The organism is Mycetocola tolaasinivorans (genome assembly GCF_003667565.1).
GTDB lineage: Bacteria > Actinomycetota > Actinomycetes > Actinomycetales > Microbacteriaceae > Mycetocola > Mycetocola tolaasinivorans.
Genome location: NZ_RCUX01000004.1, coordinates 1 through 15,465 on the forward strand (window position 1 = coordinate 1; position 15,465 = coordinate 15,465).

Here is a 15,465-nt window from a genome sequence, read left to right on the forward strand (position 1 = left end):
GAGGCATATGCCGCCCGAGTCAAAGACGAGCACATCGTCGTGAGGCGTCCGCGCGTGGCCTCTGTCGAATGGTCCCCTGTGTCTCCCGTGCAGGACGGGGAGCGTGTGCAGCGTGTGGCGGATGAGGGTCGTGTGCGGTCCACTCGTGATGTGATCCGCGCCGCCGGCAAGGATCCCGACTGCCAATGTGACGGTCCTCCGCACCGGTATGACCCGGCCTGGTGTGGGGCGAGCCCGAAGCGCCGCGGGGGAAAGGCATGAGCACCGAGAAGCGCCTGCGCAACGTATCGCCGCGGCCCCGGCCGAATCCGCATGGCGAGGTCCGCGAGAGGCAGGGCGCTCTATCTGACGTGCTCGGCGTCATTCTCAATCCGGGTTCTGACCCGGGCCAGGGGAAGGCATGGGTCAGGTTTACCGATAGACCGCGGCGGCGTCGTCGTGGCTAGTTGTTTGTTCGTTGTGCGTGCCTGTGTGGGTGCGCGAGCTAGGAGGTTGTGTTGTGAGTAGTCGTCCGCGTACGCGTGAGTTTTTCCCGAGGATGAAGGTTCGGGGTCGGGGTCGCCTGTTTCGGTTGCGTGCTGAGGTTGCGCGCAGGGGTTCTGGGCCGTCGTCGGCGGAGGCGTTTGGTTCTGTTGGGCGCGCTGCTGTCGTGGTTGGTGTTGACATGGCGGCGTTTGCTGACGCGATCTCCGCGGCGCTCATTGGGGTGGTGGCCGCGGCCATCCCCTCGCGCTTCGACTTCGGCGAGCGCGTGGAGGGTAGACCGGCTGCTGATGGGAGGTGGCGCTACATGACGGCGAATGCGTATTCTGTTGATTCTGTTGATGCGGTGGTTTACGCCTATGCGCCGCTGAGTGAGGCCGATGGTTTCTGGCTGGCCCCCGCCCCTGAGCCCGAACCTGCGCCCGCCCCTGAGCCCGAACCTGCGCCCGCCCCTGAGGTTGAGCCGGCGCGCTCGCCGTGGTGGAAGTTTTGGGCGCGATGAATGGCCGGCTGTGTGCTCGTGGGTGTGATCGGGAGGCGGTCTTCGGGTTGCTGATCTGTGAGCGTTGCTCTGGTCGGATTCGTCGCGCGCTCGACGAGGCGGCGGAGGTGGTGGAGCATCTGAGGTCGCTGAATTCGCCGGTGCAGGCTGTGCGGTATGGCCGTGAGGTTGTGTCGGGGTCTGGGCCGGGGTTTGGTCAGGCACCGATGGATCTGGGGCCGATTGATGCGGCGGACACGATTGTGTCGTGTCTCGTGCATTGGGCGCAGCACTTCGGCGATACCGAGAGCTATGGGCGGTACCGTGACGGTTTGGAATCGGGCACGACCTTGGATGAGGCGTGGGACGTGGCGAAGACCGCGGCGGACTATCTGGCCGATCAGTTTTCGGTCATCGCGGCCACGGTGGAAGTACTCGATTTTATGGACGCCCTGTTTACCCCGCCCGAAGGCACCTGGACCATCGGCAAAGCGATATCCGCCTACCCCACCAGTGAGATGCCATATCGACATGCCAATCCCTGTCCCGCGTGTAAGCGCAGGACTATTCAGGTCGCCCCACCCGGGAACTTCGGCCAAGACGCCAAATATCAGTGCCTCTGGGAAACCTGCGGCTGGACGCCACCGCTCACAAAGCTTGAGCAGTGGCGTTTGTACTTTGACGGACCCGTATTCGTACCTAAGGAGAAAAAATAACCATGGAACAGATCAGTAAGCGACTCATGAACTGGGCATCGATCCTCGAGCCAGGCACCCGCGCGCAGGCCGAGACGGCATCGAGTATGCCGTTCATCTTCCCGCACATCGCCCTGATGCCAGATGCGCACCTGGGGAAGGGCGCGACCGTGGGGAGCGTTATCCCGACCGTGGGGGCGATCATCCCGGCCGCGGTGGGGGTGGACATCGGCTGCGGCATGATCGCGGTACGGACCCAGTTCACGGAGAAGGACCTCGACCCACGGTCGCGGAGCCTGCTGCGGTGGGCGATTGAGTATGAGATCCCGCTCTCTGCCGGCAAGTACAACGCCACCGAGACTGCGTCTGCGAAAGACCGCAACAATGCGCTGCAGTTCGCTGCGCAGATCGGCGGGTTTGACCCTGCGGAGTATGCCAGCAACTGGCGTCTGCAGCTCGGCACCCTCGGCTCGGGAAACCACTTCATTGAGGTGTCCCTGGACGAAGAGGATCGAGTGTGGCTGTTCCTGCACTCCGGGTCCCGCGGTGTCGGCAACAAGATCGCCCAGCATCACATCAAGGTCGCCCAGGATTATGCACGCCGCAACTTCATCACGCTGCCTGATCCGGACCTCGCCTATCTCGTAGAGGGAACGCCGGAGTTTGACCAGTACCTCCTCGAACTGCGGTGGGCGCAGGACTTCGCCCTTGCCAACCGTGAGGAGATGATGGACCGGGTGATTGAGCAGTTCGCCGTCTGGTTCGGTGAATCGGTGATCGAGCACGAACGGATCAACTGCCACCACAACTACACCGAGCGCGAAAACCACTTCGGCCGTGACGTGTGGCTGTCCCGCAAGGGCGCAATCAACGCCGCCGCCGGCGTCCTCGGGCTCGTTCCCGGGTCGATGGGTACCCGCTCCTACGTGGTTGAGGGCCGCGGCAACGCACTGTCGCTGAACTCGTCGCCGCACGGCGCCGGTCGCGAGTACTCCCGAAGCGCCGCCCGCAAAACCTTCACCCACGACCAGCTGCGCGAGGCAATGGAGGGTATCGAGTACCGCGACACCGACGCGTTCGTGGACGAGATCCCCGCCGCGTACAAGGACATCGACGTAGTGATGGAAGACTCGCGCGACCTCGTGACGATCCGTCACACGCTGCGCCAGATCATCAACGTGAAGGGAGACTGATGCAGCCGGCCCCCGAGACTCCCGAACCTCCCGAGGGGCACTGGGTCACCATCGCGGACGGCGCAAAAATGGTGAACCGCTCAAAGCGCATGATCTACCGGTGGATCGAGCAGGACCGCATACAGGCTTACGGAGGCTGCGTGTGGACACCTGACCTGTTCGAGCTGGCAGACCGCATGAGCCGCCGCCGCGGCCGCCCTCGGCAACCCAAGGAACCGCCCGCGGAAAAATAATGGTGCAAAAGGTGCACAAACGTCTGTTACGCTAGACGTGTCGATGAACTGAACCCAGAAAAGGTTCAGTCAGCAGAAAGGCCACTCCCGCGCGGAGTGGCCTTTCTGCGTTTAAGACCAGGTGCCGGGGTTAGCCATTCCCCTCCTATCGGCGGTGGCGCGCGCCGAGAGCACCGACCGCGCCGGGGTAGCTCACCCCGTGTCTCCTCCACATGATCGAGCACGCGCGGCCGCCGGGATGACCACTCCCCGGCGGCCGCGCCCCAAGACCACAATCAAAAAAGTGCTGGTGGCCCCGCAGACGCATACGGGGCAGCAATCGGCTTCTAGCTCAACAGGGGCGGCCCTCACGCGCAGGGGTCCAGAGCGCCGCGTAAGCGAAGATGTGGTTCGAATCCACGAAGTCGACAATGCGAGCTGCCGCACATTTGGGGCCTGAAGGGCTGTCCAACACTGGCGGCATGGTTGATCACCCTCGCAGAAGACCAGGTATCGGGCGGGATGAGCACCCTCGACTAAGTCGGCACGATCCGCTCATGGAGCGTGCAGCCTGGCACCTATTCCGCAGCGCCCCATCTAGCCTCACCTTCACAGGTGGGGGTTTTCTCATTTAAGGAGCACCACGACATGGTCAGCCTCAACGAAGTAGACGCTCGTTTCATCTCATCGTCCACGAAGCCTGCGCCGTCGCTGGAGTCGATCAGTCTGTCAAAGGATCTGACCGAGCGCTTCCACAGCCTTGCCGAGTTCATCGCGGTCTGTGTACCCGATGGTCGTAATCAGTCGCTCGCGCTGACTGACCTTGAGTCGGCACTCATGTGGGCGAACAAGGCTGCGTTCAACGACGCGCCTGCGTCCGGCGGTGAGTGATCTCCATGCACCCCTGCCCTGAGTGCTCTGCCGAGTACCCGTCGCCACTGGCCGCCGCTGAGTGTGGCGAGGTTGACCGTGTACAGGACCGCCGTAACCGCGAATGGATGAAAGGGGCCGGACGATGAGCACACGACGACGTCTGAACCTGGCGGAGGCCCGAATCTCTCAGCTCATGGCCGAGAACAAGACCCTCGGCCGCGCGCTGTCTCGGAAGGCGGACAGGCCCGCACCTGAAACTGAGATCGAGAAACTGATATATGACGTCGAGACGCTTACGGGCGTTGACGCTGATAGCACCGACCTTTGGGAGATCCTGAACGTTCTCGGCCGCGCCGTGATCCACCTGCTGCGCCAAAAGCCCGAGCCCACGCGCCACAGCACCGGCTGCGTGCACAACTGGGATGTCGTCACTGAGGAAACCCAGGCCATGACCAAGGCCAAGCCCTTCCTGTACCAGTACCTGCGGTGCGTGGTCTGTGGCGAGCGCCGCGAGATCCCTGAGCAGACCGAGAACCGAGGAGAACAGCATGACCGAACCTAGCCCCACACCTCGCACTATCCTGCACGAGATCTACCGTGCCGCGGTCAAGCGTGCGGCAGTAGCTCAGGTGGTACACCGGAGCGCTACCGCCACCGCCGCCAGCCGAGCGGATGAGCTTGGCCTGACGGCGGCTGAGCAGGAAGCTGATTACCAAGCCGAGCTTGCCCGCGCCGAGCCCCGTAGCTAGCCACCCGCTGGAACCGGTGCCCCTGCAGCTATGCCCCGGCCCAGGTAGGCACGGGCAAGGCGTAGGGGTAGCGGCTTCCGTTGTCTCACCGCTTGTTCATCGTGAAACGCACTGTCGCGCCACGCAGGTCAGCACGGCACAGCCCCCGGCCGAGAGGAGGGTTGCATGCGAGTATGCGTCATCGCAGGCTGCCCAGCCCTGGTACCCCAGGGCGAAGGGGCCAGGTGCTACGCCCACCGACGCCAAGCCCGCGCTGAGCGATTCGGGAACGCGGTCTACAGCACCGCCGGTCACCGCCGGTTCCGCCGAGCCGTGCTGCACCGTGATCCGATCTGCGTGCTGTGCGGTGTAGCTGAGGCAACGGTCGCTGACCACTTCCCTGACACCCGCATCGTGCTCGTGGAAACCGGCCGCAACCCCAACGATCCCGAGGCCGGCCGCGGCCTGTGTGCGCCCTGCCACAACCGCCACACGGCACAGTCTTCGCCAGGTGGCTGGAACGCCCGAAACTGACGCGCTGTGCGGCGTTTTAAGGCCCTAGGAAATCCGGGGGCCAGCCCACTACGGCAAGCCGGGGCGCTAGAGCGCCACAGGGCCACCTCTGGCCGCTGAAAACACCCCTGGGGGGAGCCCCCCGAGACGCCTGCCGCCTCTAGTCGCCGGTGAGGTGAAAATAACCACAAGCGGGTTCAAAAGTTTTCCGTTTTTTCAGTGAGGGGGCGAAATGGGATCAGGTGGCCCTCGCGCCCGGTCCGGCCCGCCGCCGGATCCGGCCTCCAATCGGTCCGCGGATCGGGAGTGGCTCGCGCTTCCCCGAGGCGGATACCGAGGCCCGGTACCAGAGTTCCCGCTGCGCAATGTCGTCGTCCACACGGAGTACTTCGAAGACGGCAATAAGATCCGGACCCCTGACGATGACGCCTCCGAAAGCTACCGCGAATCAGAGCTGGCCCTCTGGCGCGACCTCTGGGCGAAGCCGCAGGGCTTCGCCTGGCATCAGCTTGGCTTGAAGTATCAGGTCGCGGCCTATGTGCGGGCGTTCATCGAGTCTGTCTCTGCAGGGGCGTCCGCCGGTCTGAAAACCGCGGTGCTTCGGATGGAAACAGAGCTCGGAATCTCAATCGCCGGGATGAGACAAAACGGCTGGAACATCTCAGAGCCTGAACCGGAAGCACCCACGAAACCTGCGCCGCGGTCGAGGGGAGGGACGAAGAAACAGACCAGCTCAGGATCTTGGCTGACGGGAGTAAATGTTGACGCTTCCTAAGACGCCGGTCTACACAGTGCCCCCTCGCACCCGCTCGCTGGGATACCTGCTGATGTGGTGGATGGAAACGCACTGCGTGATCCCCGATGGTGACAACGCCGGCGAACCGTTCGTGCCCACGCTGGACCACCGCGTGTACCTCGCGAACTGGTACGAGGTGAAAGACACGGCGAAGCGCGGAGACAAGAACCAGGCGTTCCGATACCGAACCGGGCTGTGGATGGCCGCGCAGAAGGTGGGCAAATCCCCGGGCGTAGCAGCCGAAACAATCCTCGAATTTGTGGGGCCAGCGCTGTTCGCCGGCCGTGCCGAAGAGGGCGACTACTACTCGTGCGCCGAGCACGGCTGCCCGTGCGGCGGGGTCTACCTGTACGAGTCAGGCGAGCCCATGGGGAAGGCCTGGTCCACTCCTCGGATCCAGCTTGCCGCAGTCGTGGAAGACCAGGTAGAAAACACCTGGGGCGCGCTCATCCCCATGATTGAGAACGGCCCCGTTGCCAACATCATCCCCCGCACCGGTGAAGCGTTCATCCGGCACCCCAACGGCAACCGTGACAGCCGAATTGAAGTGGTCACCTCAAAGGCCGACGGCAAGCTAGGCGCGCGAATCTCGGCAGGCAAATGCGACGAGACCGGCCTGTGGACAGAGTCCAACTCGATGAAGAAATTCATCCGCACTCTCATGCGAGGCGCGGGCGGTATGGGTGGCCGAGTCTCTCAGTCCACGAACCCGTTCGACCCTGCCGAGAACAGCGTCGCGCAGGACACCTACGAGTCCACCCGACCCGACGTGTACAAGCACTACTTCCCGCCGCCGGAAGAGCTCAAATTCACCCGCAAAACAGACCGCCGAAAAATCTTCGTGTGGAACTACGCCTCGGCCCCGTGGGTGGATCTCCGCTCAATCGAGGCCGAGGCTGCATCGCTCATGGAAGCCACCCCGGCCGAAGCTGAACGGTTCTACGGCAACCGGATCGTGGCCGGGTCTGGTCACTGGGTGAAAGAGGGCGACTGGAAGAAGAAGGCCGAGCCCATCTTCGTCAAGCCGCGTACCCGGATCTGCCTCGGCTTTGATGGGTCCGACAACAACGACTGGACCGGGATCAGGGCCGAGACTCTGGATTTGTATCAGTTCACGCCCACGTATCTGGACGGCCGCCCGACTCTCTGGCGACCGACCGACTGGGGCGGCCGGATCCCCCGCGCCGAGGTCATGGCCGCGATGGACCATCTAGCCAGCGAGTTTGAGATCGTGCGTGCATACTGCGACCCCATGTTTTGGGAGTCGGAGATTGACGAGTGGTCACAGAAGTACGGCTCCGACGGAAAGGTGTTCGTGAAGTGGCCCACCAACAGCATCGGCCGCGCATATGCCTCGCTCGAGCGATTCCGCACCGACATCACAAACCCTGACTCGAAGTTCCGTCACGACGGCGACCAGGTGACCCGCTTCCACATTCGTAACGCGATTGTGCGAGCGCGCCCGGGCCAGAAATACATCATCGGCAAGCCTGCCGAACACCAAAAAATCGACCAAGCCATGTCCTCAATGCTCGCCCACGAAGCCGCCAGCGACGCGCTCGCCGCCGGTGCCGCGGCCCCGGCCGAAGAGAACTATGTGTACTTCTAGAGAGGAGTGCTTGTGGATGCAAATGAAGCCCTCCGCCTGGTCAACCGCTGCTATGCCCGCCTGAACGGGCGTCGCGGAGAAATGCGCGTGCGCGAAGAATATTACGAGGGGAAGCAGCCACTCAACTTCGCGACCGCGGAGTGGAAAAAGGCCAACTCGGCACGATACGCAAACTTCGCTGACAACTGGTGCCAGCCCGTCGCTGACGCAGAAGCGGAGCGTATCGCCCACACCGGGATCAAGATCGCCGGCACTAACGGCAAGGCTGCAGCGCAGAAACTGTGGGAAGCCTGGCTGCGCAACGAGATGCAGTCGCAGTCATCCCAGGGATTCCTGACAAGCCTGGTCACGTCGCGATCCTTCGTGACGGTCTGGGGCGATGAGAACGACGAACCGTTGATCTCATGGGAGCACCCTGACTCGGTGGAGATTGAGTACGACTGGGAGCGTCCCGGCCGTCGCACCGCAGCACTAAAAACCTGGGTGGATGAATCCAAGGAGTACGCCACTCTCTACGAGAGCGAGTGCGTGTGGAAGTTTGAGCGCGCGCTGCCGAAGACCACGAACGACAGAGAATCGCAGGCGACGCAGGCCAAGGTCGGTGTCGCTCATGAGGGTGGATGGGTCCCGCGGATCCCCCGAGGTGATGACGTGTGGCCGATCTGGAACCCGATGGGTACCGTGCCGGTCGTAGAAGTCCCCAACCGGCCCATGCTCGGCGGCGATCCGCGCTCTGAAATCAGTGGCGTAATCGCGATGCAGGACACCATCAACCTGCTGTGGGCATACCTGCTCCTCGCCGCTGATTACGCGTCGATGGATGCCCGCGTAGTGCTCGGCCAAGGCCCGCCCATGATGCCAATCCTCGACAAAAACGGCGTCAAGATCGGCGAGAAGCCGGTCGATATTGGAGAGATGCGCGAAAAACGCATGCTGTACCTCACCAATCCCGACGCAAAGATCGATTCGTGGAACGCGGCCGCGCTCGACACCTTCACGGAAACCATCGAAATCGCGGTGGGACACATCGCCGCACAGACTCGCACGCCGCCGACGTACCTCGTCACCAGGACCGGCATGTCAAACGTCAACGGCGAGGGCCTGAAAGCCTCCGAAATCGGCCTGGTCAAAAAGGTCATCGAGTTCACCACGTTTGCCACCCCGGCTATGCGTGAGGTTCACCGCCTCGTCGCCCTGGCTATGGGGGACACCGCGCTCGCGGAGCAGGTGCGCCTCGCGACGATGACGTGGATGAATCCCGAGATTCGGTCCGAGGCGCAGCTTGCAGACTCTCTCACAAAGAAGAAAGCAATCGGGTATCCGCTGCGGTACCTGATGGAGCTTGACGGGCTCGACCCGCTCGAAATTGACCGCGTCATGGAGATGCACGACGACGAGCAGCGAGATGTGCAGCTCGAGGAAGCACGGAAGGGGTTGAGAGATATTGTCGATCCCTACCGAGACGAGCAGCTATTACTCAACGCAGCAGACGATAGCGGCGGCAACAGCGAGGAGTAGCGCCCGTGTGTGGCGGCGTATGGGAGATGATTTCGATCTCTCGTACGCCGCCCTCTCCGGTGAGCTCACCGACGTTGTGCGCGAGGGCATGGCGGCGGTTGTCACCACGACGATTGATTACACGCCCTCGCTGCTCTCGGCGATGAGTCTTGAGGCTCCGCCCGTCGGGAACATCAACCCGGTCGCGTTCCTCGATCAGGCTCCCAACGGGATGAGTGTCGAGCGGTCCCTGAGCGGTGCGACCCGCGTCGCTAAGACCGCAATCGGCCGCGGCGCTTCCACTCGCGTCGCCCTCGGCCAGGCGCAGGTGTGGCTCACCGGCGTCATCCTCACCATGCTGGCCGATACCGGCCGCGGCGTGATGGGCGCCGACATCACCCAGCGTCCCAGTCTCGCCGGATACGTGAGGGTCGTGAACGGGTCCGCCTGCCGTGACTGCATGATCCTCGCCGCCCGCTTCTACCGGTGGAACAGCGGGTTTCTCCGTCACCCGCGCTGCCACTGCCGCCACGTCCCGGCACCGTCCCGCGAGTACGCGGAAGAGGCCGGCCTCATCACCGACCCATACGAAGGGTTCAACAGCCTCAGTACCACCGAGCAAAACCGTGTCTTCGGTGAGACAGAGGCCCAGGCGATCCGCGATGGAGCCGACATCTACCGTGTCGTAAACATCAGCAACCGCGGCCTCGGCACTGCTGCAAGCCACGCCAAATACGGAACCCCGCACCGACTCACCCTCGACCAGATCTACGAGCGCACCGCCGCCCACGGCGCTGCCGCCGGCCGGTCTGCAGAACAGATCCGCGCTGCTGCAATCAGGATCATGGGCGACCAGGGCTACATCACCGGAGCACAAACCGTCGGCGGCAACATCCTCGGCGGCCGTGCCGGATATGGCGCACTCGGCAAGGGCGGCAAAGCCCGCGCCGCTGCCGACTCCGTAACCGCTGCACAACGCACCGGCACCCGCGACCCCCTCAACCGATACACCATGACCGCCGCCGAACGCCGACTCTTCGACGCAAAAACCCGCGTGGACATGGCCCGCGCCGGATACCGGCCCCGCAGCATCGGCCAGAACACAGCCGACAAATACACCCCCCTCTCACCCATCACACCGAGCGCGCTCGCCACCTACGAACGCGCGCTCGCCGCGGAGCTCGCAAAGCTGCCAAACCAGGCAGCCTCCGTCCGCGACCTAGCCCGATTACTGGGCCTCTAGCCTTCCCAGCACCCCGCTGGGGCAGGCCGTGAAAGCGGCCATTTCACCTAACAAGGAGCGATTCCTCATGCCCGAAGACACCAACACTACCGACCACGAAGAGCTGGGCGCGGACACCGCCGCGGGTGCGAACGCATCCGATGCCACGGAGCAGGACGGAGCCCCAGCGACTGGCGCTCCCATCGATGAGCCCGACCTTGGCGACGCCGGCAAGAAGGCGCTGGTGGCCGAACGTGCTGCCCGCCGGGCCGCAGAAAAGGCCGCCAAGACTTCCGCCGAAGCGCTGACCGCTCTGCGGGCAGAGATCGCGCTCAACAGCAAGCCCGAGTCCGAGCAGGCGGAAGCTCGCATCCGCGCCGCGGCAAAGGCCGAGTCTGATGCCACGGCCAACAAGCGAATCCTCCGCTCTGAGCTGCGCGCTGCAGCCAAGGGCAAGCTCGCTGACCCCTCTGATGCAGGCCTGTTCATCAACGTGGACGACTTCGAAGTTGGTGCCGACGGAGAGGTGGACGCGGCCGAGCTTGATGCCGCTATCACCAACCTCATCACCGCAAAGCCGCACCTTGCGGCACCCCCCACCCGTCGATTCGGCGGGTCCGGAGATCAGGGCGCACACCGCGGACATTCCGTTCCGCCGCAGCTCACCCGATCCGACCTCTCAAAGATGACCCACGCAGAGGTGTTGGCCGCTGATCGCAATGGTCAGCTCGACACCCTCAAGGGCACAAAGTAAGGAAATAGCACATGTCAGTTGAAAAGTTTATTCCGGAGCTGTGGTCCGCAAAGCTCCTCGAAAAGTACCTCGGTGCACTGGTGTTCGGCCAGGGTACCGTCGCGAACCGCGACTACGAGGGCGAGATCAAGGACAAGGGCGACACCGTCCACATCAACTCCATCGGTGACCCTGGGGTTCGAAAGTACGAGCGAGGCAAGGAACTCACATTCGACGAACTCGCGACCTCGTCGCAGGAGCTTCTCATCGACCAGGCCGACTACTTCGCGTTCCTGGTGAACGACGTTGACAAGGTGCAGGCCGCCGGCGACTTCGGTGGCGCTGCCCTCGCCCGCGCGGCATACAAGCTCAAGGCAACGGCCGACAGCTTCGCAGCCGGCGTGCTGTCGAAGGGTGCGCGCACCGAAAACCAGCTCGGCCGAGTGAAGATCGTGTCGGGCGGCACCCAGCTGGCCGGCGCAGATCAGATCACCGCCTACGACGTGCTTGTTGAGCTCGGCCTCAAGCTCAGCCTCAGCGACGTGCCGCTCGAGGGCCGCTACGTGGTGGTGGACCCCAACTTCATCGCCGCCACCCAGAAGGACGACCGCTTCGCCAAGGTAGACGCCTCGGGCAGCAGCGAAACCCTGCGCAACGGAATCGTCGCGCGCGCCGCCGGCTTCGACATCCTCGTGTCGAACAACCTCGCCAAGGTGGGCGGCACCGGCGCGGCGAAGGACGACAAGATCATTGTGGCCGGAACTCCGGGAGCATTCACCTTCGCCGACCAGATCCTCAAGACCGAGGCCGGCCGCCGCGAGAAGGGCTTTGACGACTTCGTCAAGGGGCTGAACGTGTACGGCGCTAAGGTCACGATCCCCGAGGGCCTTGCGACCGCCTCGGTGCAGGAGTACGCCCCGGGCACCGGCGCGACCACTGTCGTAGTCGGTTCGTAGGACGGCCCTCGTGGACGCATTCGCAACTCCCGAGGAGCTCGGGAAACGGCTCAAACGCACCTTCACCAAAACGGAGACAGAGTGGGTTCAGACGCTGCTTGAGGATGCGTCCACGTACCTCCGGGAAGACGTAATCGGTTCGCACGTCTTCCCGGAAGTGCAGAGCACCTTCACCGCGTACCCGAACGCAGGGGAGATCGAGGTCCCCTCGCTGCCGCTGCGCTCCGTCGATTCTGTGACCAGGGACGGACAGTCCGTCCCGTTCACGCTCCGAGATAACGTCGTCACTGTTTCTGGTGACGACGCTGTGGAAGTCACCTTCACCCATGGGTACCCGAAGGCTCCCGCGGGGCTGGCCCGGTGGGCGATGGTTCTCGCCTCCCAGGCCATGGTCCCCGTGGAGCTTGAACTGGGCCTGACCGTCGGCGGACTGTCGTCTCTGCAGCTTGATGACTTCAAGGTGGCATTCGCGGCCGGCGGCGAGGGCACCGGAATGAGCCTGAGCGATTCCAACATTCGCAGGATCCGCGAGAGCTACGGCGTCAGCCTGTACGTCGGCGGTACGCGATGATCCGCGGTGTCTTGGCGATGGGCCGCCGCCGGGCTAACTCTCGGATGACCGAGGTGGTTCGCGTCGGTGTCGTAACCGAGGGTCCGCCGGACCCGCTGACGTTTGAACCGACTCGAACGTGGGCGAAGCATTATGAGGGTGCCGGCCGGGTGAAGTTCCCGAACCTCGCGAGCTTTGACCGCACCGCCGGCGGGCAGCAGTTCACTGAGCAAACTCTCATGCTTCACATCCCGGCGACCGACGGCCACGAGATCCAGACGGACGACATCGCGGAAGTCTTCTCGTCCACGGCGGACCCGTCACTGGTTGGCCGCACCTTCCGCATCACCGGCCGTCCACAGGGCGGCCAAACCACGGCACATCGCTACCCAGTAGAGGAGTTGTCATGAGCGCAGATTTCGATTTCATCGAACTCGTAGGACTTGAAAAGGAACTCGGAGAGGTACCTGAAAAAACAATTCCGAACATCCGAAAATCGGTAGAAGTGTCCGCCCGATTGGGCAAGGACACCTGGTCCGCGCTCGCCGCTGGCGCTCACAAGCGCCGCAACCGGAAGGTCGGCAGTAAGGCCAAGGGGCGAGGACTTCACGCCTACCACCGCTCCATTGACTATGACTTGGTGCTCGGCGTTGATGGAACCATCGGTGCCGAGATTGGCCCAAACCTTGGCCGTCCTCAGGGATCCTTCGGATTCGTGGAAGGCGGTGCCGGCATTCGCAGTGCGCCTCGTGATCATGACCGGATGACCGAGCGGATCGTGGAAGAGGACTTCCTGAAAGGGTTGTCCAAAGCAGTCGAGGACTCGTTTTGAGTAGCCAGCTCGAAATGCATCGGGTGGCCACCGAAGAGCGTATGCTCGCCGGCGAAGGTCTTGCGGGCCGGGTCTTTGATGCCGCACGACTTGACGCAAAAGGTGGGCTCGTACGCGATAACTATCTCATCATCAGGATCACACGAGATTCGTTGGGTGATGATCGTCTGGCCGCTCCTCAACTCCCGGATTCCGATGCAGAGTACTACATCGATGTGCGCGCAGTTGCGACGACTCCCGCAGGCGCACGGCTGTTACTGACCAGCGCCGACGCGCAGCTATTGGAAGGGCCCCTCCTCGTTCGCCAGAGGAAATGCACCCGGCCCGTGTGTGACGTGATCAGGCCTATGGACACCGACATGTCAGTAACTCCGCCCCTGTTCTATGTGGATGCAGGCTACTCATTTGGCTCGCGTCGCGCATAGCGCTCTCTCATCCCAGCCTCGCCCACACGGGCGGGGCTTTTTCTATGCCCAAACGGGCAGAAAGGGGCAACCATGCCCGACATCATCGAACTCGCGCCGCCCGCCGTGGACCAGACCGGTAACACGACGCTGTACACCGCCAAGCCGGCCGATGTGAACGACCCGCTCAAGCCCAAGGTAACCGAGGCCAAGAAGTGGGACCGGTGCACCTACAACTTCACCCCGGACGGCTACAACCGTACGGGCTCGCAGGAGATCCTCAAGGACGAACGCCTCTCGCTGCAGCAGGCGCTCGAGTCTCCGGGGAAGAGCGAAATGTCGCTCGAGATCAAGTATGTGGATTCCATCGACCCGAAGTCGCTCAAGGTGCGACTCAAGGAGGGTGACGAGATCTACTTCGTGGAGCGTGAGGGAATCCCGAACGCCACCGAGGAACTCGCCGGTCAGCTCGTCACCCTGGTGCACGGCCGTGTCGGCAAGGAATTCAAGGGCCCGCGCGACGGAACCGGCGTCTTCACCTACACCCGCAAGATCGCGATCCTCTCCCCTGTGGGAGACGCTGTGCCGCTCGTAACGGGCGCATAACCCGTCTCCCCTCATCGTGTGCGGCGCGCACGCTCGCGCGCCGCACACTCTCGTTTCACCGCACAGACAGAAGGAAAAAATGTCCAAGATTGACGACTCCCTCGCGGAGGACTTCGTGCCCGAGTTTGAGGACGTATCTGTGATCCTCAACACTGACCTGGCCAAGGAACGTGACCGCCTGCAGGCTGCGCTCATCGCAGCGAAAAGCGTCACGGATCTCCGTCTCGGCCAGGCTGACCCCGTCGCCGAGGCGCAGGCCGAGCTTGACTCGCTTGCAGACAAGGTCGCAGAGCATCAGCACATCATCCGTGTCCGCGCCCTGGAAGGGTTCGAGTGGACGCTGATCACCGACCGTCACCCCGCACGTAAGGGCGTTGCACTCGACCAGCACTACGGGTACAACCTGACGTCCGCCACGGCCGCGGCTCTCATCCAGGCCGGTTCCATCATTGAGGATGACGCCGAGGTTGAGATCACCCCTGAGCGGTGGGCGCGCATCACTCCGCGTCTTTCTGGGTGGGATGCCCAGAAGCTGGTTGACGTGGTGTTCCGGCTGCACGTTTACGACGCGCAGCAGCGCGAGGACGCGCTGGAAAAACACTTCGGAGCGACAGCGAGCTCCTAGACGAAGTAAAGCTCGCGCTGACCCTCGGAGTCTCGGTAAAGAGGCTCCGAGGGTGGGAGCCGACGGTCACGACTGTGCACGAGTACGACGAGCAGGGGAACCTGCTGCGCACCGTGGCCACGTCCTCCCCCGAGTTTGATTCACAGGAACGCCGTCTCCTCATTGTCGGCAGTCGAGTACTCGCGAAGATCGGCCCGCACGGGCACTTCATGGATGAGGCGACCGACCCGCGTGCGGCTGCGTCGAACTACTTCGGCGGTTACGGCTACGTCCCGAACGAACCGATTTTTGATCACGCGGAGATCGCCGTCAGGGCGGCTGAAAAGGCTTGGCGCGATCAGAACCCCGAGGGCGACCCCACCGGAATGATCTTCACCGTTCGCCGGCAGAACTTCGCGGTGCCTACTGAGGGGTCAATCCTCAGCGGCTAGCCGCACAACTGAACATTGGAGGCCTC

General features: G+C 63.3%; 19 protein-coding genes. All 19 read left to right on the top strand.

Annotated elements, in window-relative coordinates; all coding sequences use genetic code 11:
* The first annotated feature begins 664 nt into the window (after window positions 1-664).
* The 19 genes from D9V32_RS05445 to D9V32_RS05540 all read left to right on the top strand — a co-directional run bounded on the left by D9V32_RS05445 (window position 665) and on the right by D9V32_RS05540 (window position 15,439).
* Window positions 665-985, top strand: a complete 321-nt coding sequence (locus D9V32_RS05445; protein WP_121647897.1) for a hypothetical protein — start codon at window positions 665-667, stop codon at window positions 983-985.
* Window positions 961-1,680 (top strand): hypothetical protein, encoded by a 720-nt coding sequence (locus D9V32_RS05450; protein WP_147440397.1) that lies wholly within the window; start codon window positions 961-963, stop codon window positions 1,678-1,680. Before D9V32_RS05445 ends, D9V32_RS05450 begins: the two co-directional genes overlap by 25 nt.
* A 2-nt stretch (window positions 1,681-1,682) precedes the next feature.
* Window positions 1,683-2,852, top strand: a complete 1,170-nt coding sequence (locus D9V32_RS05455; RefSeq protein ID WP_121647899.1) for an RtcB family protein — start codon at window positions 1,683-1,685, stop codon at window positions 2,850-2,852.
* On the top strand, window positions 2,852-3,085 hold the full coding sequence (locus tag D9V32_RS05460) for a helix-turn-helix domain-containing protein (protein WP_121647900.1): 234 nt from the start codon (window positions 2,852-2,854) through the stop codon (window positions 3,083-3,085). Before D9V32_RS05455 ends, D9V32_RS05460 begins: the two co-directional genes overlap by 1 nt.
* A gap of 627 nt (window positions 3,086-3,712) precedes the next feature.
* On the top strand, window positions 3,713-3,955 hold the full coding sequence (locus D9V32_RS05465) for an Acb2/Tad1 domain-containing protein (RefSeq protein WP_121647901.1): 243 nt from the start codon (window positions 3,713-3,715) through the stop codon (window positions 3,953-3,955).
* Window positions 3,956-4,130: 175 nt separating this feature from the next.
* Window positions 4,131-4,499: a hypothetical protein gene (locus D9V32_RS05470; protein ID WP_183086193.1), complete on the top strand. Its 369-nt coding sequence runs from the start codon at window positions 4,131-4,133 to the stop codon at window positions 4,497-4,499.
* The gene (locus D9V32_RS05475) at window positions 4,486-4,686 is read left to right on the top strand and encodes a hypothetical protein (protein ID WP_121647903.1); all 201 of its coding nucleotides are present in this window, start codon (window positions 4,486-4,488) and stop codon (window positions 4,684-4,686) included. Before D9V32_RS05470 ends, D9V32_RS05475 begins: the two co-directional genes overlap by 14 nt.
* Before the next feature lie 1,250 nt (window positions 4,687-5,936).
* Complete coding sequence (locus tag D9V32_RS05485; RefSeq protein WP_147440399.1) at window positions 5,937-7,583, top strand: hypothetical protein; 1,647 nt, start codon at window positions 5,937-5,939, stop codon at window positions 7,581-7,583.
* 12 nt (window positions 7,584-7,595) lie between these two features.
* Complete coding sequence (locus tag D9V32_RS05490; RefSeq protein ID WP_121647906.1) at window positions 7,596-9,101, top strand: phage portal protein; 1,506 nt, start codon at window positions 7,596-7,598, stop codon at window positions 9,099-9,101.
* Window positions 9,102-9,120: 19 nt separating this feature from the next.
* Entirely contained in the window at window positions 9,121-10,323 is a 1,203-nt protein-coding gene (locus tag D9V32_RS05495) for a hypothetical protein (RefSeq protein ID WP_121647907.1), read from the top strand.
* A 67-nt stretch (window positions 10,324-10,390) separates the two neighbouring features.
* Entirely contained in the window at window positions 10,391-11,056 is a 666-nt protein-coding gene (locus D9V32_RS05500) for a hypothetical protein (protein WP_121647908.1), read from the top strand.
* 11 nt (window positions 11,057-11,067) lie between these two features.
* Window positions 11,068-11,991 (top strand): coat protein, encoded by a 924-nt coding sequence (locus tag D9V32_RS05505; protein WP_121647909.1) that lies wholly within the window; start codon window positions 11,068-11,070, stop codon window positions 11,989-11,991.
* Between the two features lie 10 nt (window positions 11,992-12,001).
* Window positions 12,002-12,562 carry a hypothetical protein gene (locus D9V32_RS05510; protein WP_121647910.1) on the top strand — a complete coding sequence of 187 codons (561 nt, stop codon included), beginning with the start codon at window positions 12,002-12,004 and terminating at the stop codon, window positions 12,560-12,562.
* A gap of 17 nt (window positions 12,563-12,579) precedes the next feature.
* On the top strand, window positions 12,580-12,951 hold the full coding sequence (locus tag D9V32_RS05515; protein WP_281272129.1) for a DUF6093 family protein: 372 nt from the start codon (window positions 12,580-12,582) through the stop codon (window positions 12,949-12,951).
* Window positions 12,948-13,373, top strand: a complete 426-nt coding sequence (locus D9V32_RS05520) for a hypothetical protein (protein ID WP_147440401.1) — start codon at window positions 12,948-12,950, stop codon at window positions 13,371-13,373. The genes D9V32_RS05515 and D9V32_RS05520 overlap by 4 nt, the downstream gene beginning before the upstream one ends.
* Complete coding sequence (locus D9V32_RS05525) at window positions 13,370-13,798, top strand: hypothetical protein (RefSeq protein WP_147440402.1); 429 nt, start codon at window positions 13,370-13,372, stop codon at window positions 13,796-13,798. The genes D9V32_RS05520 and D9V32_RS05525 overlap by 4 nt, the downstream gene beginning before the upstream one ends.
* A 72-nt stretch (window positions 13,799-13,870) precedes the next feature.
* Window positions 13,871-14,383: a phage tail tube protein gene (locus tag D9V32_RS05530; RefSeq protein WP_121647914.1), complete on the top strand. Its 513-nt coding sequence runs from the start codon at window positions 13,871-13,873 to the stop codon at window positions 14,381-14,383.
* 79 nt (window positions 14,384-14,462) lie between these two features.
* Window positions 14,463-15,008 carry a hypothetical protein gene (locus tag D9V32_RS05535; RefSeq protein ID WP_121647915.1) on the top strand — a complete coding sequence of 182 codons (546 nt, stop codon included), beginning with the start codon at window positions 14,463-14,465 and terminating at the stop codon, window positions 15,006-15,008.
* A 74-nt stretch (window positions 15,009-15,082) separates the two neighbouring features.
* Window positions 15,083-15,439, top strand: coding sequence for a hypothetical protein (locus tag D9V32_RS05540; RefSeq protein ID WP_121647916.1), 357 nt, complete (start codon window positions 15,083-15,085; stop codon window positions 15,437-15,439).
* The last annotated feature ends 26 nt before the right edge of the window (window positions 15,440-15,465 follow it).

Excerpts from the sequence above, each read along its gene's own strand:
- D9V32_RS05485 (WP_147440399.1), top strand. The coding sequence starts at position 5,937 with ATGTTGACGCTTCCTAAGACGCCGGTCTACACAGTGCCCCCTCGCACC.
- D9V32_RS05535 (WP_121647915.1), top strand. The coding sequence starts at position 14,463 with ATGTCCAAGATTGACGACTCCCTCGCGGAGGACTTCGTGCCCGAGTTT.
- D9V32_RS05470 (WP_183086193.1), top strand. The coding sequence starts at position 4,131 with ATGGCCGAGAACAAGACCCTCGGCCGCGCGCTGTCTCGGAAGGCGGAC.
- D9V32_RS05495 (WP_121647907.1), top strand. The coding sequence starts at position 9,121 with ATGGGAGATGATTTCGATCTCTCGTACGCCGCCCTCTCCGGTGAGCTC.
- D9V32_RS05500 (WP_121647908.1), top strand. The coding sequence starts at position 10,391 with ATGCCCGAAGACACCAACACTACCGACCACGAAGAGCTGGGCGCGGAC.
- D9V32_RS05465 (WP_121647901.1), top strand. The coding sequence starts at position 3,713 with ATGGTCAGCCTCAACGAAGTAGACGCTCGTTTCATCTCATCGTCCACG.
- D9V32_RS05505 (WP_121647909.1), top strand. The coding sequence starts at position 11,068 with ATGTCAGTTGAAAAGTTTATTCCGGAGCTGTGGTCCGCAAAGCTCCTC.
- D9V32_RS05515 (WP_281272129.1), top strand. The coding sequence starts at position 12,580 with ATGGGCCGCCGCCGGGCTAACTCTCGGATGACCGAGGTGGTTCGCGTC.
- D9V32_RS05530 (WP_121647914.1), top strand. The coding sequence starts at position 13,871 with ATGCCCGACATCATCGAACTCGCGCCGCCCGCCGTGGACCAGACCGGT.
- D9V32_RS05455 (WP_121647899.1), top strand. The coding sequence starts at position 1,683 with ATGGAACAGATCAGTAAGCGACTCATGAACTGGGCATCGATCCTCGAG.
- D9V32_RS05460 (WP_121647900.1), top strand. The coding sequence starts at position 2,852 with ATGCAGCCGGCCCCCGAGACTCCCGAACCTCCCGAGGGGCACTGGGTC.
- D9V32_RS05445 (WP_121647897.1), top strand. The coding sequence starts at position 665 with ATGGCGGCGTTTGCTGACGCGATCTCCGCGGCGCTCATTGGGGTGGTG.
- D9V32_RS05520 (WP_147440401.1), top strand. The coding sequence starts at position 12,948 with ATGAGCGCAGATTTCGATTTCATCGAACTCGTAGGACTTGAAAAGGAA.
- D9V32_RS05475 (WP_121647903.1), top strand. The coding sequence starts at position 4,486 with ATGACCGAACCTAGCCCCACACCTCGCACTATCCTGCACGAGATCTAC.